The following is a 21811-nucleotide window of genomic DNA, read 5'->3' as shown; positions in this document are numbered from 1 at the left end:
GGAAGTTCAGGCGGCGGGTGCCGACCGGGCCTCGGCGACCGCGGCGCGGCGCTTGTGGCGGGAAGGACGTGCCGAGCGCAGTCCGCCCGGCACGAGAAGTCGTTGCAGCGCGGCCAGCACCCCGTCGACGACGAGCGCCAGTGCGGCGACCAGGATCGCGCCCCCGGCCATCTGGACGTAGTCGCTGTTGGCCAGACCGTCGATCAGGTAGCGGCCCAGTCCGCCGACGCTGATCGCCGCCGCGATGGTCGCGGTGGCGATCACCTGCAGTGCGGCACTGCGCAGCCCGGAGAAGATCAGCGGCAGCGCACAGGGCAGTTCGACGCGGGCCAGCACCTGCGGGCCCGTCATACCCATGCCGAACGCGGCATCTCGCGCGGCCGGGTCCACCTCGCTCACGCCGCTGTAGGCGCCGGCGAGCAGCGGCGGTATGGCCAGGATGACCAGGACCACGATCGTCGGGACGAGGTATGCCGCGTCGCTGGTGAGCCGGGACACGAACCACATCGCGACCACGAAGAGCAGACCGAGGCTGGGGATCGCACGGAACGCGTTCGCAGCCGACAGGATCCACTTCCCTCGGCCGGAGTGACCGATCACGGCGCCGATCGGCAGCGCGATGACAGCGGCGATCAGCACACTCTCGCCGGTGTATTCCAGGTGCTCCAGCAACCGATGGGTGATCCCGGTGCTGCCCTGCCAGTTCGCGCCGTCGATCAGCCAGCGCCATACCTGCCCGATCATGCGCCCACCTCCCGCTGCCACGGCGTGAGGACCCTGGTGACCAGCTGGATCGCCACGTCGAAGATCAGCGCCAGGACCAGGCAGGCCGCGATGCCCGTCCACACCTCTGCCCAGTAGTTGATCTGGTAGCCGTCGGTCAGGTAGAACCCGAGTTGCCGGATGCCGAGCAGCGCGGAGACGCTGACGATGGCGACGTTGCTGACCGCCGCCACCCGCAGCCCGGCCGAGATGACGGGCACGGCGAGGGGCAGCTCGACACCGAAGAAGCGTCGGATCGGCGTGTAACCCATGGCGATTGCGGCCTGCGTGGTCTCCTCCGACACCGCGCCGAGTGCGTCGGCGACGGTGCGCACCAGCAGTGCGATGGTGTAGATCGTCATCGCGATGATGACGTTCGTCGGGTCGATGATCTTGGTCTTGGCGACGAGGGGTATGAGCACGAAGAGCGCGAGCGACGGGATCGTGTAGAGCAGGCTCGACCCGCCGACCAGGATCACCCGCAGCCAGGCGGCCCGGCGCGCCAGCCAGCCCAGTGGGAGCGAGATCAGCAGGCCGATCAGCAGCGGCAGACCCGCCAACCAGGCGTGCTGGATCCCCCTGCTGAGGATGTCGGACCAGTGGTCCTGGATGAAGGAGAGCATCGGGGCTACTTGTCCAGCGAGAGGCCGGCGTGCTCGGGCGCGATGTCGGCCTCGTCGACCGGTGGGCGATCGGTCGCCTCGATGGCCTGCAGCACCTCGTGGGCCCGCACGGTGCCGAGCAGCCGCCCGTCCTCCCCGGCGATGACTCCCCGCCGACTCGGTGACGACAGCGCGGCATCCAGGGCCGCCCGCAACGGGCCCGAAGCGCGCGCCACCGTGCCGCCGCGGTGCAGCATCGCCGGCTCGATGGGCGCGGCGATCTGGCCCGGCTGGACCCAACCGGCCGGCCGGCCGTCGTCGACGACGAGCAGCCACTCGTCCCGGGTCGCCGCGCGCGCCTGCTCGGGCGTCGTGCCGAGCGGCACCGTCGGCTCCGCCGCCAACGGCAGTTGCGGTGTCTCGGTGAAGGTCAGCGCGCGATAACCCCGGTCGCGGCCGATGAAGTCCGCGACGAAGTCGTCGATCGGGTGCGCGAGCAGGTAGGCCGGATCGGCCAACTGCGCGAGTTTGCCGCCGACGCGCATCACCACGATCTGGTCACCGAGCTTGAGCGCCTCGTCGATGTCGTGGGTCACGAAGACGATCGTCTTGCCGAGATCGCGCTGCAGCCGTAGGAACTCGTCCTGCAACTGCTCGCGCACGACGGGGTCGACCGCGCTGAACGGCTCGTCCATCAGCATCACCGGCGGATCGGCGGCCAGCGCACGTGCCACGCCGACCCGCTGCTGTTGTCCTCCGGACAGCTGCGACGGCCACCGGTCGGCGAAATCTCCTGGCAGTCCCACGAGTTCGAGCACTTCGCGAGCCCGCTCGCGGGCCTGCTGCTTCGATGTCCCGAGCAGGACCGGCACGGTGGCGACGTTGTCGACCACCCTCTTGTTGGGGAAGAGCCCGGCGTGCTGGATGACATAGCCGATGCCGCGCCGGAGCTTGGCCGCGTTGACGGCCTGCACGTCCTCGTCATCGATGTAGATGTGCCCGCTGGTCGGCTCGATCATCCGGTTGATCATCCGCAGGGACGTGGTCTTGCCACAGCCGGACGGGCCCACCAGGACGGTGATCTTGCCGGTCGGCGCCTCGAAGGAGAGATCGTCGACGGCCCTGTCTCCCCCGCCGTAGGTCTTGACCACCTGCTCGAAGCGGATCATGGTCATCAAACGTAACGCAGCGGACCGACATTCCCCTCGCTACCGCGGGTCGAGCAGCGTCTGCGCCAGGAACCTGGTCGTATGCCGGTGCCAGGCACGTGCCTGCAGCAGCATCGCGTGCCAGTCGGCCAGTTGTATGCCGCGCGCGTCCCCGCCGGCCTCGGTGATGCGCCGCACCAGCGTCGCGCTCTCCCGCGGATCGGTGACGACGTCCTTGCGTCCGTGCAGCAGCAGGGTGTGCCGACCCAGGAATGGCTGCACGTCATACTGCTGCGGGATCCACGGCGCCATACCGACCACGGCCACGACACCCTCGCTCCCGGCCAACTCCAGGGCGACCCGGCCGCCCATCGAATGTCCGACGAGCGCGACCGGCAGGCCGGGGTAGAGGTCGCGCACCCGGCGCAGCGCCCACCGGGCGTCGACGACCGGTGACCGTTGCTCGCCGTTGTAGCCGCGCACCGCGTCCCGCAGGGTTGCCACGCCGACCCGCCCACCCAGGTCCGCCTCGATGCGGCGACCGACGGCGAGCATGCGCAGCAGTGGCGGGGTGCGTTTGGTGGTGCGTTCCAGGCCGTGCTCGGCCCCGCCGTGCAGCAGCAGCGCGATCGCATCGGGCGTGCGCCGCCCGTCGGGCAGCGTGAGAAACGGGTGCGCGCCGTCGTGCGACGGGCCGACCTCGAAACGCTGGCTTCCCGTCACCGCCCGACGCCCCAGCAGCACATCGGCGCGCGTCACACGTCGGTCCGGTGGAAGTTCGCGTAGGAGCGGCTGGCCGTGGGACCGCGCTGCCCTTGGTAGTGCGAGCCGTACTTCTCACTGCCGTAAGGGTTTTCGGCTGGACTGCTCAGTTGGAAGAAGCACAGTTGGCCGATCTTCATGCCCGGCCAGAGCTTGATCGGCAATGTCGCCACGTTGGACAGTTCCAGCGTCACGTGACCGGAGAACCCGGGGTCGACGAAGCCGGCGGTCGCGTGGGTGAGCAGGCCGAGCCGGCCGAGGCTGGACTTGCCCTCGACGCGCGCGGCGATGTCGTCCGGGAGCGTCACCTGCTCGTACGTCGAGCCGAGGACGAACTCACCGGGGTGCAGCACGAACGGCTCACCGGGCTCTGTCTCGATCAGCCGGGTCAGTTCGTCCTGTTCGGCCGCCGGGTCGATGAACGGGTACTTGTGGTTGTCGAACAGCCGGAAGTAGCGGTCCATCCGGATGTCGATGCTCGACGGCTGGATCATCGCCTCGTCGTAGGGCTCGAGACGGACCCGGCCGGCATCGATCTGGGCACGTATGTCGCGGTCGGAGAGCAGCACGGTGGTCACGCTACCGGGCGGGCGGTTGCCGCGTGGCGGGCGTTGGTGAGTTAGACTCCTGCCGGTCCGAGCGAGCGCCTGTCGGCGACCGTTTCGCGGCACGCGAGTGTAGTTCAATGGTAGAACATCAGCTTCCCAAGCTGAATACGCGAGTTCGATTCTCGTCACTCGCTCTTCGGAGCTTTCCCCAGCGCCCCCCATCGAGTCCTCCGCGTCGTGCGGAGTTGACCGAGAGGCTCAGAAACACCCTCACCGGCTCAGTAAATGCCCGGCGCGACTGCGGTATTTCTGAGCCTATCGGCGTCTTGTGAGCCTGTCGCCGAGTGGTTTCTCCGCGTCATTCCGCCGATTTGACATCGATGAAATTACACGTTTGCAACTACAGCATGTGGGGGCTTGGCAAACAGGACACCACTAGATAGTGTGTCTGTTGCAGCTGGTTCGAGTGTTGCGACTGTCGTCATACGACGGTCGCAGCACCCGAGGAGAGAGGGAAGCCGGTGAGAGTCCGGCACTGCCCCCGCAGCGGTGAGTGAGGACGAAAGTCGTCATCAGCACTGGGCTGACCGGCCCGGGAAGCGACGACCGGTAGGTGTGCGCGGCCGCGCACGGAGTCACGAGTCCGAAGACCTGCCACTGCCCCGACCGCGCACTCGCGGGCGGGTCCGACCGCAGCCCGCGCGGGAAGGGCTGACGAACGAGCGGCAGCGAGCCACGTGCCCTGCGCTGCCCGCTCGCCGTCCTCCTCGCCGGACCGACAGTGAGGGAAGACGGGAGACAACGCACGTGGCCATACACGTCACCAAGCGCGACGGTTCACGCGAGCCGTATGACGCAGACCGCATCAACCGGGCGATCGAGCGAGCCGCAGACGGCCTGCCGAACGCCATGGCGATGACCATGCAGATCGCCTCGGAGCTGGCGATCACGCTCTTCGACGGGATCACCACCGAACAGCTCGACGAAGCCGCGATCTCGGTGGCCGTCCAGAACGTCAAGGACGACCCGGACTTCGACGTGATCGCCTCCCGGCTGCTGCTCAAGACGATCTACAAGAAGGTGCTCGGCGACTTCGAGACACAGTCGGAGCTCGCGCTGCTGCACCAGGCACGTTTCCCCGGCTACGTGCGGGAGGCCGTCGAGGACGGACTCTTCGACGCGCGCCTCGCGTCGGCGTTCAACCTCGAGCAGCTGGCCGCCGCCCTCGATCACCACCTGGACGACGGCCTGCGCTACATCGGCATCATCACCCTCAAGAACCGTTACATGGCAACGGATTCCAGGCGGCAGCCGTTGGAGGTGCCCGCATACTTCTGGATGCGCGTCGCCATGGGAATGTCGGTGAACGAGAAGGACCCGACGCAGGCCGCCATCGGCTTCTACCGCAAGATGGCGTCGCTCGACTACCTCGCCGCCGGCTCGACCCTGGTCAATGCAGGCACCAACACCCCGCAGCTGTCGAACTGCTTCGTGATGCAGATGGACGACGACATCGAGCACATCGCCAAGTCGATGCGTGACGTCATGTGGCTCACCAAAGGTACTGGTGGCATTGGTCTTTCGGTCTCCAAACTGCGCTCTGAGGGTAGCCCGATCCGGAGCAACAACACCACCTCCACCGGCCCGATCCCGTTCATGCACACGATCGACTCAATCCTGCGCGCCGTGTCCCGTGGCGGGAAGAAGTTCGGCGCGCTGTGCTTCTACATGGAGAACTGGCACCTGGACTTCCCGCAGTTCCTCGACCTCCGGCAGAACGCCGGCGACCCCTACCGGCGGGCCCGCACCGCCAACATAGCGGTCTGGTTGTCCGACGAGTTCATGAAGCGCGTGGTGGCGGACGACGACTGGTACCTCTTCGACCCCCTGGAGACTCCCGACCTGGTCGAGCTCGTCGGTGACGACTTCTCCCGGCGGTACAAGGAGTATGCCGCCCTCGCCGAGACCGGAAAACTGCGCTCCTTCAAGAAGATCCGGGCGCGCGCACAGTGGAAGTCGATCCTCGTGTCGCTGCAGACCACCTCGCACCCGTGGCTGACCTGGAAGGACACCATCAACCAGCGGGCGCTCAACGACAACACCGGCACGATCCACCTGTCGAACCTGTGCACCGAGATCACCCTGCCGCAGGACCGTGACAACGTCTCGGTGTGCAACCTCGCCTCCATCAACCTCTCCCGGCATCTGGTGGATGATGAGTGGGACTGGGACCGGCTCGCCGAGTCCGTCCGCGTCGCCGTGCGACAGCTCGACAACCTGATCGACATCACGCGTTCGTCGGTGCCCGAGTCCGAGCACTCCAACGACCAGAACCGCGCAATCGGCCTGGGGTTCATGGGATTCACCGACGTGGTGGAGAAGCTCGGCCTGTCCTACGCATCGGAAGAAGCCGCGGACCTCATCGACCGGCTGGCCGAATTCATCAGCTGGCACGCGATCGATGCGTCGTGTGACCTCGCCCAGGAGCGCGGCGCCTACCCGAACTTCGAGGGGTCCGGCTGGTCACGTGGCCTGGTCCCGATCGACACCCTCGAGGTGCTGGAGCGGCGTCGGGCGGTCGAGGTCGACGTGCCACGGACCAGCCGGATGGACTGGGACGTTCTGCGGGAACGCGTCAAGGACGGTATCCGCAACGCAACGCTGATGGCGATCGCGCCGACGGCGTCGATCGGCTTGGTCGCCGGCACCACACCCGGACTAGATCCGCAGTTTTCACAACTGTTCTCACGCACGACCTCGTCCGGTAAGTTCCTGGAGGTCAACCGCAACCTGGTTGCGGCGTTGGAGGAGCGCGGCCTGTGGGACGCGGTCCGTGAGGAACTGCTCCGCTCGCGCGGCGACCTGTCGGTCGTGCCCGGTGTGCCGGAGGACCTCCTGGAAATCTTCCAGACGTCGTTCCAGTTGCCTCCCACGGCATACCTGCAGGTTGCGTCCCGAGCCCAGAAGTGGATCGACCAGGCGATCAGCCGCAACATCTACCTGGAGTCGCGCGACATCGGCGGCATGAGCGACCTGTATGTCGATGCCTGGCGCAAGGGTGTCAAGACGACGTACTACCTGCACATGAAGCCACGGCACCGTGCCGAGCAGTCGACGGTCAAGGTCAACAAGGCCGTCGAGAGCGGCCGCGCCGGAGGCGGTTTCGGCTTCGCACGGCGGGCAACGACTGAAGCTGACGCATCGGAACAGACGGGCGGACTTCGATCCGCTCCTCCGCTTCGCTCCCCCGCGACTCAGCCAGCGCCCGTGGATGCTCCCATCACCCAGCCAGCGCCCGTGCATGCTCCCATCACCCAGCCAGCGCCCGTGCATGCTCCCATCACCCAGCCAGCGCCCGTGGATGCTCCCATCACCCAGCCAGCGCCCGTGCATGCTCCCATCACCCAGCCGGCGCCCGTGGATGCCCCCGTCGCCCAGCCGGCGCCCGTGCATGCTTCCATCACCCAGCCAGCGCCCGTGGATGTCCCCGTCACCGAGCCGGCGCCCGTGCATGCCCCCGTCACCCAGGCGATGCCCGTGGCTGCTGCGGATGCGGAGTTCGCCGAGGGCTTCACCTGCCCGACCGACCCCCAAGAACTGCTGAACTGCGAGGCATGCCAATGACATCCACTACTTCGGACACGAGGAGTTCGATCCTCGGCACCGGCATCGAAGATGCCCTGCTCCTGAAGCCGATCCGTTATCAGTGGGCCTACGACCTCTACAACCAGGCCGTCGCGAACACCTGGTTCCCACATGAGATCCAGCTGGGTGAGGACCTTGCGGACTTCGAGCGGATGACCGACGAGGAACGCCACGCGGTCACCTTCCTGATGAGCTACTTCAATCCGAACGAGTTGCTCGTCAACAAAGCCCTCGCCTTCGGCGTCTATCCCTACGTCGGCGCCGCGGAGGCACACCTCTACCTCGCCAAGCAGATGTGGGAGGAGGCGAACCACTGCATGGCGTTCGAATACGTCCTGGAGACCTTCCCGATCGACCGTGCCGAGGCCTACGCGGCGCACGTCGACATCCCGTCGATGGCCGCGAAGGAGGAGTTCGAGGTCCGCTACATCCAGCGGATGGCCGAGCAGACCCTGGACATCTCGACGACCGAGGGCAAGCGCGACTTCGTGCGCAACCTGGTGGCGTACAACGTTGTGCTGGAAGGTATTTGGTTCTACAGCGGCTTCATGGTCGCACTGAGCTTCCGGCAGCGGAACCTGCTGCGCAACTTCGGCTCGCTGATCGACTGGATCGTGCGCGACGAGTCGCTGCACCTGAAGTTCGGCATGAACCTCATCCTCACCGTGCTGGAGGAGAACCCCGACCTGCAGACGCAGGAGTTCGCCGAAGAGATCCAGCAGATGATCTTCGACGCGGTGGAGATGGAGGAGCAGTACAACCGCGATCTGCTGCCGCGAGGGATCCTCGGCCTCAACGCCGACTACATCAACACCTATGTGCGCTACCTGGCCGACCGCCGGTTGGACGAGCTCGGCTTCGGACCGCACTGGGGCGTCAGCAATCCCGCGAAATGGATGGCAACGGCCAACGACACGCTCGAACTGGTCAACTTCTTCGAGTCGATCAACACCAGCTACGAGGTGGACGCCCAAGCGGGGTCGTAACCGATCGGGTCCTCGGCGGCGAAGTGTGAAAGTCTCGGGGTATGACATCCGCCGTCGAGGAGCCGACCCCGCGTCGTCGCGGCAGGCCCGGCAAGGACCAGGAGACCGTGCTGCGCGAGGCGATCGAGCTGTTCAACCTGCAGGGGTATGACGCCACCAGCATGGGCGACCTCGCCGCCCGCCTGGGTTTCACCAAATCGGCGCTCTACCACCACGTTCCGAGCAAGGAACACCTGCTGCAACAGGCTCTCGACGAAGCGCTGGACAACCTGTCCGAAGCCGTCGCGGCGGCGCGAGCCGACAGTTCGGTGACGGCGCTGGAGCGACTGCGGCGCGCTGTGCGCGGCAGCGTCGACGTGCTGATCGAGCACCTCCCTGCCGTGACTCTGCTGCTGCGGGTCCGCGGCAACACCCCGGCGGAGGTCGCTGCCCTGAAGCGGCGCCGCGAGCTGGACGCGCAGCTGGCGCAGTTGGTCGCGGATGCGGCGGCCGAGGGCGGCATACGCACCGACATACCGGCCGACCTGATCAGCCGGTTGCTCTTCGGCATGGTCAACTCACTCGCCGAATGGGTGCGGCCGAGCGGCCGCACCAGCCCGGACACGATCGCCGACGCACTCACCGCCATCGCCTTCGAAGGCTTGCTCGCGCCGCTCTGAGCTGTCAGGTCAGCTCGACCGTCGTCGGGAACACCTCCGCAAGCACCGACCGGCACGCGCGCACGGCGGGCGTGCCGGTGCTCGACCTCCTCACCGAGGTGAATACCGACCGCCTCGGCCGGCCCGGCAGCTCGATCAGTCGTGCCCGCGGACGCCGGGGCACCAGCATCAGATCCGGCAGCACGGCCACCGCGTTACCCGACTCGATCAACGCGACGTGGGCCTGCAGGTCATCGGTCTCGAAGCGGACGTCCGGCTCGAACCCGGCCTGCCGACACAGTTGTTCGGCCCAGTGCCGCGACGCCGCACCCTGTGGCTCCATCACCCAGGGCAGGCCACCCGCCTGCTCGATGGACTCCACTCCCGCGAATGCCGCGCCGTCGACCGGGACGGCGAGATGCAACGAGTCGGTCGTCAGCGGGACCCGATCCAGGGACGGGTGCCGCGGAGCGGCATGGTGCGGGTACTGCTCGGCGATCACCAGGTCGAACTCGTGCGCCGCGGTCTCGCGCAGCCCTTCCTCGGGCTCGCGCTGCGACATGGTGACCCGTAGCCGCGGATGCGCGGTCGCCAACTCGGCCAGCAATCGCGGCATGAATGCGACGGCGGCCGACTGGAACACCGCGATCCGCAGCGTGCCGGACGCCTCCCCGGACAGGCCGACGGCCGCGCTCTCCGCCTCCTCCAGCTCGCTGAGGATGCGCTCGGTGTGCTCCACGAGGACGGCGGCAGCCGGTGTCAGCTCCAGCCGCCGCCCCGTCTTGCGCAGCAGCGGGACACCGACCTCACGCTCCAGCTGGCTCAACTGCTGCGAGATCGACGACGGGCTGAGGTGCAGTGCCTCGGCGACCTCGGCGATGGTGCCGCGGCCGCTGAGCTCACGCAGCAGGCGCAGTCTTCGGACTTCGAGCATGCTTCAGATTATCCGAAGGAAAAACGACGGAAAACATCGCTTTACCTGAAGTGATGTCACCTCGATACTCGGAGTGAAGCACTCTGCCCACCACGCCGCATAGGAGATCCCGTGACCAGCACCCCCGTGGACCCGCAACTCGTCGCCGACGTCGAGGCGCAGGTGAAGGCCTGGCTCGACGTGGCCGCCACCAAGCCGGTCCACTCGTCGGCCACACGGCTCGCCGAGGTGCTGAAGGACCCCAAGGGTCTCGACTTCACGGTCGGCTTCGTCGACCGGGTCATCCGTCCGGAAGATCTGACGGTCGCGGCACAGGCACTTCGCGAGATCGTCGACGACACACCGCAATTCCTGCCGGCGTACCAGCGGGCAGCGCTGCGGACCGGTGCGACCGTGTCCCACGCGGCACCGGGCGTCGTCATCCCGATCGCCCGGCGGGTGCTGCGGCACATGGTCGGCCACCTGCTCATCGACGCCACCGACTCCAAGCTCGGCAAGCAGATCGCGCGGATCAGGCAACGCGGGGTGAAGCTCAACATCAACCTGCTCGGCGAGGCGGTGCTCGGCGCGGAGGAGGCCAACCGCCGTTTGGAGGGCACCCGCCGGCTGCTCGAGCGCCCGGACGTCGACTACGTGTCGATCAAGGCGTCCTCGCCGGTCGCCCCGCACTCCCCCTGGTCGCACGACGAGACAGTCGCCGACGTGGTCGACCGACTGCTGCCGCTCTATCACTACGCTGCGGCCCAATCTGCTTCGGGCACAACGAAAAAGTTTATCAACCTGGACATGGAGGAGTATCACGACCTAGACGTCACCATGGACGTCTTCACCCAACTGCTCGACCGACCCGAACTGCTCGAACTCGAAGCCGGCATCGTGCTGCAGGCCTATCTGCCCGACGCGCTCCCGGCGATGATGCGGTTGCAGGAGTGGTCGGCTGCACGGCGGGCCCGGGGTGGTGCTCCGATCAAGGTGCGTCTGGTCAAGGGTGCGAACCTGCCGATGGAGCAGGTGCAGAGCTCGCTGTTCGGCTGGCCGCTGGCGACGTGGGGCAGCAAGCAGGACACCGACACGTCATACCTGTCCGTGCTGCAGTACGCCTTCCAACCGGAACGCACCGCCAATGTGCGCATCGGCGTCGCGGGGCACAACCTCTTCGACGTGGCATACGCGTGGGTCCTGGCCGGACGCAACGGTGTTCGCGACGGTGTTGAGTTCGAGATGCTGCTCGGTATGGCGGAGGGCCAGGCCGAAGCCGTCCGCGAGACGGTCGGCGACCTGCTGCTCTACGTGCCCGTCGTGCACCCGAAGGACTTCGACGTGGCGATCTCCTACCTGGTGCGCCGTCTCGAGGAGGGCGCCAGCCAGGAGAACTTCATGTCCGCGGTGTTCGAGATCCACGACAACACTGCGTTGTACCAGCGGGAGAAGCAGCGCTTCATCGACTCGTTGGCGCAAGTGAGCGACGGGGTGCCCGCACCCAACCGCACCCAGGACCGGCGGCAGCAGGTCACCGCAGGGCCGCTCACCCACTTCGTGAACACACCGGACACCGATCCGTCGCTGCCCGGTAACCGCGAATGGGGTGCACGGATCATCGGGCGCATCGCGACGTCGACGCTGGGCACCGATCTGGTGGCGGCCCACTCCGTCGACGACGCCTCAGCCGTCGACGCGATCATCGACGACACACACGCGGCCGGTGGGGCTTGGGGCGCGCGACCGGCAGCCGAGCGTGCCGCGGTGCTGCGCGCCGCAGCAGTGGAGTTCGAGAAGCGCCGCGGTGAACTGCTAGAGGTGGCCGGGTCCGAGTGCGGCAAGACGCTCGACCAGTCCGACCCGGAGGTCTCGGAGGCGATCGACTTCCTCAACTACTACGCCGACCTCGCCGAGGGGCTCGACACCGTGGACGGCGCGACCCCGCAGCCGGTGCGGCTGACGCTGGTCGTGCCGCCGTGGAACTTCCCCCTCGCCATACCGACCGGTGGTATCGCGGCAGCCCTGGCAGCCGGCTCAGCGGTGATCGTCAAGCCGGCACCGCAGGCGGCTCGCTGCGGGTCCGTGCTCGTCGAAACCCTTTGGGCAGCAGGAGTTCCCAAGGATGTGCTGCGTCTGGTGCACGTCCCGGAGAACGAGGTGGGTCGCGCGCTGGTGGCGTCGCCCAAGGTCGACCGGCTCATCCTGACCGGTGCCTTCGACACGGCGGCGCTGTTCCGGACGTTCCGCTCCGACCTGCCACTGCTCGCGGAGACCTCCGGCAAGAACTCGATCATCGTCACGCCGAACGCCGACCTGGACCTGGCGGTCAAGGACCTGGTCAACTCGGCCTTCGGGCACGCCGGGCAGAAGTGCTCGGCGGCCTCACTCGGCATCCTGGTCGGGTCGGTCGCAACCTCCGATCGGTTCCGTAGTCAGCTCGTCGACGCGGTCGAGTCGCTCAAGGTCGGCCTCCCCAGCGACCCGGCCACTCAGATGGGTCCGGTCATCGAGCCGGCCGGGGGAAAGTTGCTGAAGGCGCTCACCATCCTGGACGAGGGTGAGTCGTGGCTGGTCGAGCCGCGGCAACTGGACGACGAGGGCCGCCTGTGGTCGCCCGGTGTGAAGACCGGCGTCAAGCGGGGATCCGAGTATCACCTCACAGAGTACTTCGGCCCGGTCCTCGGCCTGATCGAGGCCGCGGATCTGGACGAGGCGATCGCCATCCAGAACGAGACGGACTACGGCCTCACAGCCGGGCTGCACTCGTTGGAGCGCACCGAGCTGGAGACCTGGATCGACCGGGTGGAGGCCGGCAACGCCTACATCAACCGGACGACCGTCGGTGCCATCGTCCGACGGCAGCCGTTCGGTGGCTGGAAGAAGTCTGCTGTCGGTGCGGGCACCAAGGCCGGCGGGCCCAACTACCTGGTGGGGCTGACCGACTGGGCACCGCGTGAAGCGACACAGGCTGCCCCGGTGGCTGCGAAGGTGCAGCGGTTGTTCGACGACGCAGGATTCACCGGCAACGACGCGCTCTTCCTGCGACGCACGGCCGGCTCCGACGCCCTCGCGTGGCACGACGAGTTCGGTACCGCCAAAGATGTTTCGGCGCTGCTGGCGGAGAAGAACGTCTTCCGCTACCGGCCGGTGCCGGTGACCGTGCGGCTCGAGGCCGACGAGCCGGTGCAGCTCCTTCGCGTCGTTGCCGCCGGGTTGACCGCCGGGGCACCGGTGACCGTGTCGCTCGGAGCGCCGCTCGACGCGAGCCTCACCGGTGCGTTGCGGAATGCCGGCGTGCACGTGGTGACCGAGGACGAGGCGGCGTGGGCGGCCCGGTTGCAGGGCGCCGACGCTCCGCACCGGGTGCGGCTCATCGGTGGCTCCCGCGAGACCTTCGCCGCCGCCAGCGGCGGCCGGGTCGACATCGCGCTCTACGCGCAGCCGGTCGTCGAAGCCGGTCGCGTCGAGTTGCTGCCGTTCCTGCACGAGCAGGCCATCGCCGTCACCGCCCACCGATTCGGGTCGCCGACGCCGCTGGCGGAAGACCTCTTCACACCCCAGATGAGGCTCGTCTGACGGCCGGATCGGTTCTCGCTACTTCTTCCTGCGGTCCAGGAACGCCGTCATCCGGTCGTATTTCTCCTCGGTCTCGAAGAGCACGGCCTGGGCGATGTCGTCGATCAGCGGGTGCGCCTCGCGCGGGGCGTGGAAGGCGGACTTGGTGAGCCGAACCGCCAGCGGTGCCTGCTTGGCGATGCGGTCGGCAAGGGCGCTCCCGGCGGCTTCCAGCTCGTCCGATTGCACGACGTCATTGAGCAACCGGCAGGCGAGAGCCTCCTCCGCGGTGAGAACCCGCCCCGCCAGCAGCATCTCCTTGGCGAGCGGCTCCCCGACCAGCTCGGCAAGCCGCCACGACGCACCGGCCGCGGCGAGAATACCGAGCCCGGGCTCGGGGTTGCCGATCTTCACCGACGGCGTGCCGATCCGGAAGTCGCACGCATAGGCCAGCTCCGCCCCGCCGCCGAGCGCGTAACCGTCGATCAGTCCGATGACCGGCATCGGCAACTTGCGGATCCGGTCGAAGATACCGGAGTTGATGCCTCGCAGCGCGTCGTCGCGACGCCGTTCCCGCAACTGCCGGATATCGGCTCCGGCAGCGAAAACCCCTCCGCTGCCGACGATCAGCGCGATGCGCGGCTGCTGCTCCAACGACGCGCACGCGTCGTGCAGCGCGGCGACCGTCTCGGCGTCGATCGCGTTGCGGACCTCCGGCCGGTTGAGTCGTATGACGACCCGGTCGTCGCGTTCGTCCAGTTCGACAGCGCCCATCGTGATGCCTCCGTTTCAGGCGTCGAAGTCGACGGTGACTTCGTCGCTGATCGGGAAACTCTGACAGGTGAGGACGAAGCCCTGCTCCACCTCGGCGTCCTCCAGTGCGTAGTTGCGGGCCATCTCGACCTCGCCGCAGGTGACCTTGGCGCGACATGTGCCGCACACGCCGCCCTTGCAGGCGAACGGCATGTCCGGACGCTTCTGCTGCGCCGAGTCCAGGACCGTGACCGTCTTGGGCACCGCGGTGGTGGTGGTACGACCGTCGAGCACCACTGTCAGGTCTGCGGTTTCGCCCTCGACGACGGCCTCGGCGTGCCGTAGTTGCGGCGGCGGAGCGTCGACGTAGAACAGCTCGTAGTGGATGCGGTCCTTGGCAACACCCAGCTCCTCGAGGATCGAGCGGGACTCCTGCAGCATCTCCATCGGTCCGCACAACCAGACGTGGTCGACCGAGTCGAGCGGCACCAGCTCGCGCAGGATCGTCCGTAACCGGTCGCCTTCGAGCCGCCCGGAGAAGAGCTCGACGTCGCGGGGTTCGCGCGACAGGACGTGGATCAGGTCGAAACGCTGGTGATTGGCGTTCTTGAGGTCGGCAAGCTCTTCGGCGAACATGACCGTGTTGGTGGCCCGGTTGCCGTAGAGCATGGTGACCGTCGACTCCGGGTGGGTCACCACCGACGATGCGATCGACAGCATCGGGGTGATGCCGGATCCGGCCGCGATGCACAGATGACGGGCCGGCTGCTCGGGGTTCGCCCAGAAGCTCCCGCTGGGCCGTTGCACGTCAATGACGTCACCGGGGCGCACGTCGTGCACCAGCCAGCTGGAGAAGAGTCCGTCGGGGATCTCGCGCACGCCGATCCGCGGCAGGCTCCCGACGGGTGAACTGATCGAGTAGGTGCGGCGGTGTTCGACACCGTCGATGACCCGCCGCAGAGTGAGTGCCTGCCCTGCGGCGAAAGCGAATTCGTCCTTCAGCTCGTCGGGGACCTCGAACGTCACGGCGACCGAGTCGTCGGTCAGCTGCTCCACGTCGTGCACGACCAGCGGGTGAAACGGCGTCGTGCGCGAGTTGATGTTGGCCTCGGGGCTCAGCGTGGTCATGCCTAGATCTCTTTCACATGGTCGAAGGGTTCGCCGCACGCACGACAGCGGTAGAGCGCCTTGCACGCGGTGCTGCCGAACTCGCTGGTCACTTCGGTGTCACCGGACCCGCACTGCGGGCACTGTGTGGCGCGACGCGTCGGTGTCAGCTGCAGCGCAACCGGCCCGCGTGGCGCTTCTCCCGGAGGTGAGATCCCGTTGTCGGACAACGCCTTCCGGCCTTCCTCGGTGATCCAGTCGGTGGTCCATGGCGGGCTCAGCTGGACGTTCACCCGGACCGATTCGAAGCCCGCATCGGTGAGGCGGTGCACCAGGTCGTCGCGCATGGTCGCCATCGCCGGGCAGCCCGAGTAGGTGGGCGTGATGGAGACGACGAGAGCGCCGTCGTCGGCCTGCTTGATCTTCCGGAGCACGCCGAGATCGGCCAGTGTCAGCATCGGCAGTTCGGGGTCGGTGACCTCGGACGCGACGTCCCATGCGCGTTCGATCACGGCCCCTGCCAGCCTCGGCATCATCGGTCACCACCGTCCCATCGGATGTGCGCGTGCCACCACCTGCATCTCCGCGAGCAGCCGGGACAGGGCCTCCGAGTGCATGCCGTCCCTACCGGTCCTCCCCTGCACGCCCGCGAGCGCCGGAGCGTCCGGTGTCGCCATACCTGCCGTGGCGAGCACCTGGTCGAGCACGACAGCGATCTCGGGTGCGACCGATGCGGGATCGACACCCACCGCGCGCTCCACCGCCGTGCCCGTCTCGAGTTCCGGGATCAGCGGCCAGACCGTGGCCATCGCTGCGGTCAACCGGCGGTGCGACTCCTCGGTGCCGCCGGCCAGGGTCACGAACCACCGGCCTGCGAAATCCCGGTGGTAGGCAAGTTCTTTCACGCCCTTGGCGGCGATCGCGGCGAGCACGGCGTCCGGGTGGTCGACCAGTCGTTGGAGGGTGGCCAGCCGCCAGGTGGAGAGCACCAGCAGCCGGGTGACCAGCTCCGCGAAATCACCGTTCGGGACCTCGGCGAGTCGTACGTTGCGGAACTCGCCGGCGTCGCGGAAGTACGCCAGCCGGTCCTCGTCCGGCACCGGGGATCCCTCGGGCAGGGACGGCACGAGGGAGGGGTCGGCGGCAGCGGCGCGTGCCAGCAGCAGCCGAGCCTGCCCGACGAGGTCGAGCGCGATGTTGGCGATCGCGATGTCCTCTTCGAGGTCCGGCGCGTTGCTCGTCCACTCCGACAACCGGTGCGCGTAGATCAATGCGTCATCGCCGAGCATCAAGCAGTACTGCGCCAATTCGGCGGCGTCGACGCCTTCTGGGATGGTTGTGTCGACTCCCGCCAACGGGTCCTCGAAGTCGGTGCCGAACGCCCAGTGGGCGTCGTTGCCGAGCAATCCGGCATATGCGTTGTCGTGCTCGCCCTCGGCGTCCTGGGTGATGTGTTCGCTCATGAGAGGTGGCTCTTTCTGATCATCGTCGACTTCGAAACTCGGGGTCCCCGCGAAGTATCCGGAGGAGCTTTGTCGGGGCCCCATGAAGTATTCGGAGGAGCGGAGCGGGGGAGAAACTTCATGGGGTGACGGGGCGGGGGAGGAACTTCGTGGGGTGAGTTACATGTGTGGGACGTTGTCGGGGATGTCGTAGAACGTCGGATGGCGGTAGACCTTGTCGCCGCTCGGTGCGAAGAGCGGGTCCTTCTCCTGCGGGCTGGACGCGGTGATGTCGACCGACTTCACGACCCAGATCGAGACTCCCTCGTTGCGGCGGGTGTAGACGTCCCGAGCATGCCGGAGCGCGAACTCGGCGTCCGGCGCGTGCAGCGACCCGACGTGCACGTGGTTGAGGCCGCGCTTGCTGCGGACGAAGACCTCGTAGAGCGGCCATTCGGCAGTGTTCTCAGTCATTTCCAGCCTCCTGGGCCTTGGTCCCGGTACGTTCTTCCCCGCTGCGCCCCTCCGCGTCTCGACCCACGGAGTCCGCGCGGGCCGCGAATGCCATGGCCGCTTCGCGCACCCAGGCACCGTCGTCGTATGCCGCCTTGCGGTGCGCCATACGCTGCGCATTGCACGGGCCGTTGCCCTTGACCACGGCCCAGAACTCGTCCCAGTCCGGCTCGCCGAAGTCGTGCGCGCCGCGTTCCTCGTTCCACTGCAGCTCCGGGTCGGGCAGCGTGACGCCCAGTGCCTTCGCCTGCGGCACCGTCATGTCGACGAAGCGTTGGCGCAACTCGTCGTTGGTGTGCCGCTTGATGCCCCAGGCCATCGACTGCGCGGTGTTCGGCGAGTCGCCGTCGGGCGGACCGAACATCATCAGCGCCGGCCACCAGAAGCGGTCGACCGACTCCTGCACCATCGCGCGCTGCTCGTCGGTGCCGCGCATCATGGTCATCAGCAGCTCGTACCCCTGCCGCTGGTGGAACGACTCCTCCTTGCAGATGCGGATCATCGCGCGGCCGTAGGGCCCGTAGGAGGTCCGGCACAACGGCACCTGGTTGCAGATGGCGGCGCCGTCGACCAGCCAGCCGATGGTGCCGACGTCGGTATACGAGAGGGTCGGGTAGTTGAAGATCGAGGAGTACTTCTGCTTGCCCTCGATCAGCCGGCGGGTGAGCTCGTCGCGCGAGATGCCGAGCGTCTCGGTCGCGGAGTAGAGATAGAGCCCGTGCCCGGCCTCGTCCTGCACCTTGGCCAGCAGCACCGCCTTGCGCCGCAGCGACGGCGCGCGGGTGATCCAGTTGCCCTCCGGCTGCATGCCGATGATCTCCGAGTGCGCGTGCTGCGCGACCTGCCGGATCAGCGTCTGGCGGTACTTCTCCGGCATCCAGTCGCGTGGCTCGATGCGGTCGTTGCCGGCGATGGTCGCCTCGAAGGCCTCCTCCAGCGGAGCCTGGTCAACCTGCACGATGTCCTCCTGCGGTATTTACAGACCGAGTGGTCAGTTATTAGTCTGGCATGCGACCGCCACAGTTGGCAACGACAAGGGAGCAACCCAGTGACAGACGCACGCATGCTCGAGAGCTACGCCGCCGGTGCGTGGTTCCGATCCGAGGCCGACGGGGACCCGCTGCTCGACGCCACCACCGGTGAAACGGTCGCCAGGATCAGCAGTCGCGGTCTCGATCTGGCGGCGATGGTCCGCCACGCCAAGCAGGTGGGCGGCCCGGCGGTGCGCGCGCTGACCTTCCACGAGCGGGCGATCCTGATGAAGGAGGTCGCGCTGCACCTGTCGAAGCCGGAGATCAAGGACGAGTTGTATGACGTCTCCTACCGCACCGGCGCCACCAAGCGGGATTCCTGGGTGGACATCGACGGCGGCATCGGCACCGTGTTCAGCTACTCCAGCAAGGCGCGACGCGAGCTGCCCAACGGGACGGTCGCACCGGACGGGCCACTCGAACCGCTGAGCAAGGGCGGCAGCTTCGTCGGACAGCACGTCTTCACCTCACGCCCCGGCGTCGCCGTCGAGATCAACGCGTTCAACTTCCCGGTCTGGGGCATGCTCGAGAAGCTCGCACCCGCCTTCATCTCCGGCCTGCCGAGCATCGTGAAACCGGCGAGCCAGACGGCATACCTCACCGAGCTCACCGTGCGCCGCATCATCGAGTCCGGCATCCTGCCCGAGGGCACCCTCCAGCTGTTGTCCGGTAGCGCCGGCACCCTGCTGGACGAGCTGACCGTGCAGGACTCGGTGGCGTTCACCGGCTCTGCACACACCGCGGGCATCCTGCGCCGACACGAGTCGGTGCTGCACGGCGGCGTTTCCCTTGGGGTGGAGGCGGATTCACTGAACTGCTCCGTGCTCGGCACCGACGTGACGAGCGACGATCCGGAGTTCGACCTCTTCGTCAAGGGCGTGGTCGCGGAGATGACGGTGAAGGCTGGCCAGAAGTGCACCGCGATCCGCCGGGTGATCGTGCCCGAGCCGATGGTCGACCCGGTCATCGAGGCGATCAGCGCACGGCTGGACACGACCACCGTCGGCGACCCGCGCGACGAGGCCACGCGGATGGGGCCACTCGCCTCACTCGCGCAACGCGACGAGGTACGCAAGGCGATCGAGGCCCTGCGCTCCGCCGCCGACGTCGTGTATGGCGACCCGAACGCGCCGGTCGGCGACGAGCGCGGCGCCTTCATGCAACCGGTGTTGCTGCGCGCACACGCCGACGCCACCCAGGTGCACGACGTCGAACCGTTCGGTCCGGTCGCGTCGGTGATCGGTTACGGATCCGCAGCGGACGCAGTGCAATTGGCCGCTCGTGGCAAGGGCAGTCTGGTCGGCTCGGTCGTCACGCACGACCGGGACTTCGCCCGCGAGGTGGTGCAGGGACTGGCGCCCTGGCACGGCCGCATCCTGGTGCTCGACCGGGACGACGCGAAGGAGTCGACCGGCCACGGCTCACCCCTTCCGGTGCTGGTGCACGGCGGCCCGGGACGTGCCGGCGGTGGCGAGGAGCTGGGCGGTGCCCGCGGCATCCTGCACCACATGCAGCGCACCGCCATCCAGGGCTCGCCGGACATGCTGACCGCGATCACCGGGCGCTGGACGACCGGCGCCGAGCGGGACGCCTCCGACATACATCCGTTCCGGAAGTCGTTGGCACAGTTGCAGATCGGCGACACCATCGAGACCGAAAGCCGCACGGTGACACTGGAGGACATCAACGATTTCGCGGCGAAGACCGGCGACACGTTCTATGCGCACACCGACCCGGAGGCGGCTGCAGCCAACCCGATCTTCGGCGGCATCGTGGCACACGGCTACCTCATCGTCTCGCTCGCAGCGGGCCTCTTCGTCGACCCCGACCCGGGCCCCGTCTTGGCGAACTTCGGCGTCGACAACCTGCGCTTCCTCACTCCGGTGAAGGCGGGCGACTCGATCAGTGTGCAGCTCACCGCCAAGCAGATCACCCCGCGGCAGAGCGCGGACTACGGCGAGGTGCGCTGGGACTGTCTGGTCACCAACCAGGACGGCGAGCCGGTCGCGACCTACGACGTGCTGACGCTGGTCGCGAAGACAACTACGTCCAGGAACGCTGCAACCTCCTGCTCATTTATGGGAGCTAGTATCGCAGCCTGGAGTAGCTCGCCCGGGCGCAGCACGCTGGTTGACGGCGAAAACCGCGGTTGACCCCGCAATCTCGCCGTCAACGGCCGTTTCGGGCGTCAATCGACGAGGTGGACGAGTCGGTGACCCCGGCACGCGGGTATGACGGCGCCCGGTCGCCGTGCGGTTCCGCCTCTCAGCCTGCTGCGGCGCGGCACTGCGCGCAGGTGCCGAGCAGCGCGGCGTGCTGGGCCTCCAGTTCGAACCCGAGCTCCTCCCGCATGCGATCGCCGAGCGGAGTCAGCCAGTCGCTCGGGATGTCGAAGAACCGCTCACAGGTGGAGCACTGCAAGTGTGCGTGACCGGTGGGCGCACCCGGCGAATGCCGCAGGTGGTAGATCGTGGCGCTGCCCGGCACATGCGTGTGGGCGACGATCCCCAGCTCGGCGAGCGACTGCAGGGAGCGGTAGACCGTCGCGCGGTGCACGCCCGGCTCGGCCTCGTCGACCCGGGTCGCGATGTCCTCGGCGCACAGGTGGCCACTGGCGTCATCCAGCACGTGGAGCACCGCGCGCCGGGCAGCCGTCACCCGCTCGCCCTTCTCCCGGAGCAGATCGAGAGCCTCGGTGACCGCAGCGGAATCCTCGGTATGACGCATCACGCACCTCCTGACACGATTGTCCCTCAGCCTCGCGCCTCCGGCACACGCCCGTCGGGCGGCGGGGTCAGCGCCGTCCTCAGCTTCGAGGCGATGGACACCTGGGGTATGCCGATTCCGGCCAGGTACTCGGTGACCGTGTCCAGGAACGCCGGCGTGCCGTCACCGGTCAGCTCGACCTCCAGCTCGTGCCAGGACTGGTCGAGCCGCGGATCGAGCAGGTTGTGCGTCGTGACGGTGTCGTCGCAGACGCTGGCGACCGGGCCGGTCCCGTCGTCGAGCCGGCGCTCCACCCGCGTCGTGCACACCCGGCAGATCGGGCGCAGTGGCTCACCGACCGTGAGCGGAGCAACCTGCTCGACGAACTCCGCGGGCGGCGCGTCCTGGCCGGCCGCCAGCGGCAGACCGTGCTCCAGCCGGCCCTCGCCCGCACCGGGCACCTTGAGGTGCCACCCGTCGTCCGCGCCCCCGGTCCGCCGGCGCAGGGTCACGCCGGCATTCGCCAGCCGCAGATCGCCGGTGTCGAAGTAGAGGGCGTCCAGCTCGAACCGGTCCGGCGCCGAAACCGTTTCGACGCCGGGCCAGTGCGCCGGATCGGGCGCCTGCGCTCCGGGCTGCAGGGTGAACTTGCGCTCGGTTTCCAGGTGTCGGTGGGCGCGCGTCATACAGCCATTGTCAC

The 21811-nt window shown here is 67.8% G+C and carries 19 protein-coding genes, 1 tRNA gene and 1 riboswitch; of the genes, 6 read left to right on the top strand and 14 right to left on the bottom strand.

Going from position 1 to position 21811, the window contains the following annotated elements; genetic code table 11:
• Nucleotides 1-6: 6 nt before the first annotated feature.
• Genes FHU39_RS19950 through dcd form a run of 5 tightly spaced genes read right to left on the bottom strand, consistent with a single transcriptional unit; the run spans nt 7 to nt 3843 of the window.
• Nucleotides 7-744, bottom strand: coding sequence for an ABC transporter permease (locus FHU39_RS19950; RefSeq protein ID WP_183322483.1), 738 nt, complete (start codon nt 742-744; stop codon nt 7-9).
• On the bottom strand, nt 741-1385 hold the full coding sequence (locus FHU39_RS19945) for an ABC transporter permease (protein WP_183322482.1): 645 nt from the start codon (nt 1383-1385) through the stop codon (nt 741-743). The genes FHU39_RS19950 and FHU39_RS19945 overlap by 4 nt, the downstream gene beginning before the upstream one ends.
• Nucleotides 1386-1390: 5 nt before the next feature.
• Nucleotides 1391-2533, bottom strand: a complete 1143-nt coding sequence (locus tag FHU39_RS19940) for an ABC transporter ATP-binding protein (RefSeq protein WP_183322481.1) — start codon at nt 2531-2533, stop codon at nt 1391-1393.
• A 39-nt stretch (nt 2534-2572) separates the two neighbouring features.
• Complete coding sequence (locus FHU39_RS19935) at nt 2573-3271, bottom strand: alpha/beta hydrolase (RefSeq protein ID WP_221185742.1); 699 nt, start codon at nt 3269-3271, stop codon at nt 2573-2575.
• On the bottom strand, nt 3268-3843 hold the full coding sequence (dcd, locus tag FHU39_RS19930) for a dCTP deaminase (protein WP_183322480.1): 576 nt from the start codon (nt 3841-3843) through the stop codon (nt 3268-3270). Before dcd ends, FHU39_RS19935 begins: the two co-directional genes overlap by 4 nt.
• Before the next feature lie 102 nt (nt 3844-3945).
• Here dcd and FHU39_RS19925 point away from each other — a divergent pair.
• From FHU39_RS19925 to FHU39_RS19910, 4 genes are all read left to right on the top strand, one after another.
• Nucleotides 3946-4016: transfer RNA gene (locus FHU39_RS19925), tRNA-Gly, on the top strand.
• A 267-nt stretch (nt 4017-4283) separates the two neighbouring features.
• Nucleotides 4284-4495: riboswitch (cobalamin riboswitch) on the top strand.
• A gap of 134 nt (nt 4496-4629) precedes the next feature.
• The gene (locus FHU39_RS19920; RefSeq protein WP_343066036.1) at nt 4630-7446 is read left to right on the top strand and encodes a ribonucleoside-diphosphate reductase subunit alpha; all 2817 of its coding nucleotides are present in this window, start codon (nt 4630-4632) and stop codon (nt 7444-7446) included.
• Nucleotides 7443-8453: a ribonucleotide-diphosphate reductase subunit beta gene (locus tag FHU39_RS19915; RefSeq protein ID WP_183322479.1), complete on the top strand. Its 1011-nt coding sequence runs from the start codon at nt 7443-7445 to the stop codon at nt 8451-8453. The genes FHU39_RS19920 and FHU39_RS19915 overlap by 4 nt, the downstream gene beginning before the upstream one ends.
• Before the next feature lie 41 nt (nt 8454-8494).
• On the top strand, nt 8495-9112 hold the full coding sequence (locus FHU39_RS19910; protein ID WP_183322478.1) for a TetR/AcrR family transcriptional regulator: 618 nt from the start codon (nt 8495-8497) through the stop codon (nt 9110-9112).
• Between the two features lie 4 nt (nt 9113-9116).
• Here FHU39_RS19910 and FHU39_RS19905 read toward each other — a convergent pair whose 3' ends face one another.
• Nucleotides 9117-10025, bottom strand: a complete 909-nt coding sequence (locus FHU39_RS19905; protein WP_183322477.1) for a LysR family transcriptional regulator — start codon at nt 10023-10025, stop codon at nt 9117-9119.
• 111 nt (nt 10026-10136) lie between these two features.
• Here FHU39_RS19905 and FHU39_RS19900 point away from each other — a divergent pair, with 111 nt between their 5' ends.
• Nucleotides 10137-13580, top strand: coding sequence for a proline dehydrogenase family protein (locus FHU39_RS19900; RefSeq protein WP_183322476.1), 3444 nt, complete (start codon nt 10137-10139; stop codon nt 13578-13580).
• Nucleotides 13581-13598: 18 nt separating this feature from the next.
• Here FHU39_RS19900 and FHU39_RS19895 read toward each other — a convergent pair whose 3' ends face one another.
• From FHU39_RS19895 to paaA, 6 genes are all read right to left on the bottom strand, one after another.
• A complete protein-coding gene (locus tag FHU39_RS19895; protein WP_183322475.1) occupies nt 13599-14333 on the bottom strand; it encodes an enoyl-CoA hydratase/isomerase family protein in 735 nt (244 codons plus the stop codon).
• Nucleotides 14334-14348: 15 nt separating this feature from the next.
• Nucleotides 14349-15440 carry a 1,2-phenylacetyl-CoA epoxidase subunit PaaE gene (paaE, locus tag FHU39_RS19890; RefSeq protein ID WP_183322474.1) on the bottom strand — a complete coding sequence of 364 codons (1092 nt, stop codon included), beginning with the start codon at nt 15438-15440 and terminating at the stop codon, nt 14349-14351.
• A gap of 2 nt (nt 15441-15442) precedes the next feature.
• Nucleotides 15443-15955, bottom strand: a complete 513-nt coding sequence (paaD, locus tag FHU39_RS19885) for a 1,2-phenylacetyl-CoA epoxidase subunit PaaD (RefSeq protein ID WP_246336771.1) — start codon at nt 15953-15955, stop codon at nt 15443-15445.
• Nucleotides 15956-15958: 3 nt separating this feature from the next.
• On the bottom strand, nt 15959-16882 hold the full coding sequence (gene paaC / locus FHU39_RS19880) for a 1,2-phenylacetyl-CoA epoxidase subunit PaaC (protein WP_183322473.1): 924 nt from the start codon (nt 16880-16882) through the stop codon (nt 15959-15961).
• A gap of 159 nt (nt 16883-17041) precedes the next feature.
• Nucleotides 17042-17335, bottom strand: a complete 294-nt coding sequence (gene paaB / locus FHU39_RS19875; RefSeq protein WP_183322472.1) for a 1,2-phenylacetyl-CoA epoxidase subunit PaaB — start codon at nt 17333-17335, stop codon at nt 17042-17044.
• Entirely contained in the window at nt 17328-18332 is a 1005-nt protein-coding gene (paaA, locus tag FHU39_RS19870; protein WP_343066035.1) for a 1,2-phenylacetyl-CoA epoxidase subunit PaaA, read from the bottom strand. The genes paaB and paaA overlap by 8 nt, the downstream gene beginning before the upstream one ends.
• A 105-nt stretch (nt 18333-18437) precedes the next feature.
• Here paaA and paaZ point away from each other — a divergent pair, with 105 nt between their 5' ends.
• Complete coding sequence (gene paaZ / locus FHU39_RS19865) at nt 18438-20558, top strand: phenylacetic acid degradation bifunctional protein PaaZ (protein WP_183322651.1); 2121 nt, start codon at nt 18438-18440, stop codon at nt 20556-20558.
• 112 nt (nt 20559-20670) lie between these two features.
• Here paaZ and FHU39_RS19860 read toward each other — a convergent pair whose 3' ends face one another.
• Together FHU39_RS19860 and FHU39_RS19855 are read right to left on the bottom strand one after the other, a co-directional pair.
• Entirely contained in the window at nt 20671-21132 is a 462-nt protein-coding gene (locus FHU39_RS19860; protein WP_183322471.1) for a Fur family transcriptional regulator, read from the bottom strand.
• A 26-nt stretch (nt 21133-21158) separates the two neighbouring features.
• Nucleotides 21159-21797 (bottom strand): CYTH domain-containing protein, encoded by a 639-nt coding sequence (locus FHU39_RS19855; protein ID WP_183322470.1) that lies wholly within the window; start codon nt 21795-21797, stop codon nt 21159-21161.
• Between the last annotated feature and the right edge of the window lie 14 nt (nt 21798-21811).

The sequence above is a fragment of the Flexivirga oryzae genome (assembly GCF_014190805.1).
In the GTDB taxonomy this organism is placed as follows: domain Bacteria; phylum Actinomycetota; class Actinomycetes; order Actinomycetales; family Dermatophilaceae; genus Flexivirga; species Flexivirga oryzae.
This window is presented reverse-complemented; position numbering and strand designations above follow the sequence as displayed.

Coding starts and splice junctions, on each gene's coding strand:
- FHU39_RS19950 (WP_183322483.1), bottom strand. CDS start 744: ATGATCGGGCAGGTATGGCGCTGGCTGATCGACGGCGCGAACTGGCAG.
- FHU39_RS19945 (WP_183322482.1), bottom strand. CDS start 1,385: ATGCTCTCCTTCATCCAGGACCACTGGTCCGACATCCTCAGCAGGGGG.
- FHU39_RS19940 (WP_183322481.1), bottom strand. CDS start 2,533: ATGATCCGCTTCGAGCAGGTGGTCAAGACCTACGGCGGGGGAGACAGG.
- FHU39_RS19915 (WP_183322479.1), top strand. CDS start 7,443: ATGACATCCACTACTTCGGACACGAGGAGTTCGATCCTCGGCACCGGC.
- FHU39_RS19910 (WP_183322478.1), top strand. CDS start 8,495: ATGACATCCGCCGTCGAGGAGCCGACCCCGCGTCGTCGCGGCAGGCCC.
- FHU39_RS19905 (WP_183322477.1), bottom strand. CDS start 10,025: ATGCTCGAAGTCCGAAGACTGCGCCTGCTGCGTGAGCTCAGCGGCCGC.
- FHU39_RS19895 (WP_183322475.1), bottom strand. CDS start 14,333: ATGGGCGCTGTCGAACTGGACGAACGCGACGACCGGGTCGTCATACGA.
- paaE (WP_183322474.1), bottom strand. CDS start 15,440: ATGACCACGCTGAGCCCCGAGGCCAACATCAACTCGCGCACGACGCCG.
- paaD (WP_246336771.1), bottom strand. CDS start 15,955: ATGATGCCGAGGCTGGCAGGGGCCGTGATCGAACGCGCATGGGACGTC.
- paaC (WP_183322473.1), bottom strand. CDS start 16,882: ATGAGCGAACACATCACCCAGGACGCCGAGGGCGAGCACGACAACGCA.
- paaB (WP_183322472.1), bottom strand. CDS start 17,335: ATGACTGAGAACACTGCCGAATGGCCGCTCTACGAGGTCTTCGTCCGC.
- paaZ (WP_183322651.1), top strand. CDS start 18,438: ATGCTCGAGAGCTACGCCGCCGGTGCGTGGTTCCGATCCGAGGCCGAC.
- FHU39_RS19860 (WP_183322471.1), bottom strand. CDS start 21,132: ATGCGTCATACCGAGGATTCCGCTGCGGTCACCGAGGCTCTCGATCTG.
- FHU39_RS19855 (WP_183322470.1), bottom strand. CDS start 21,797: ATGACGCGCGCCCACCGACACCTGGAAACCGAGCGCAAGTTCACCCTG.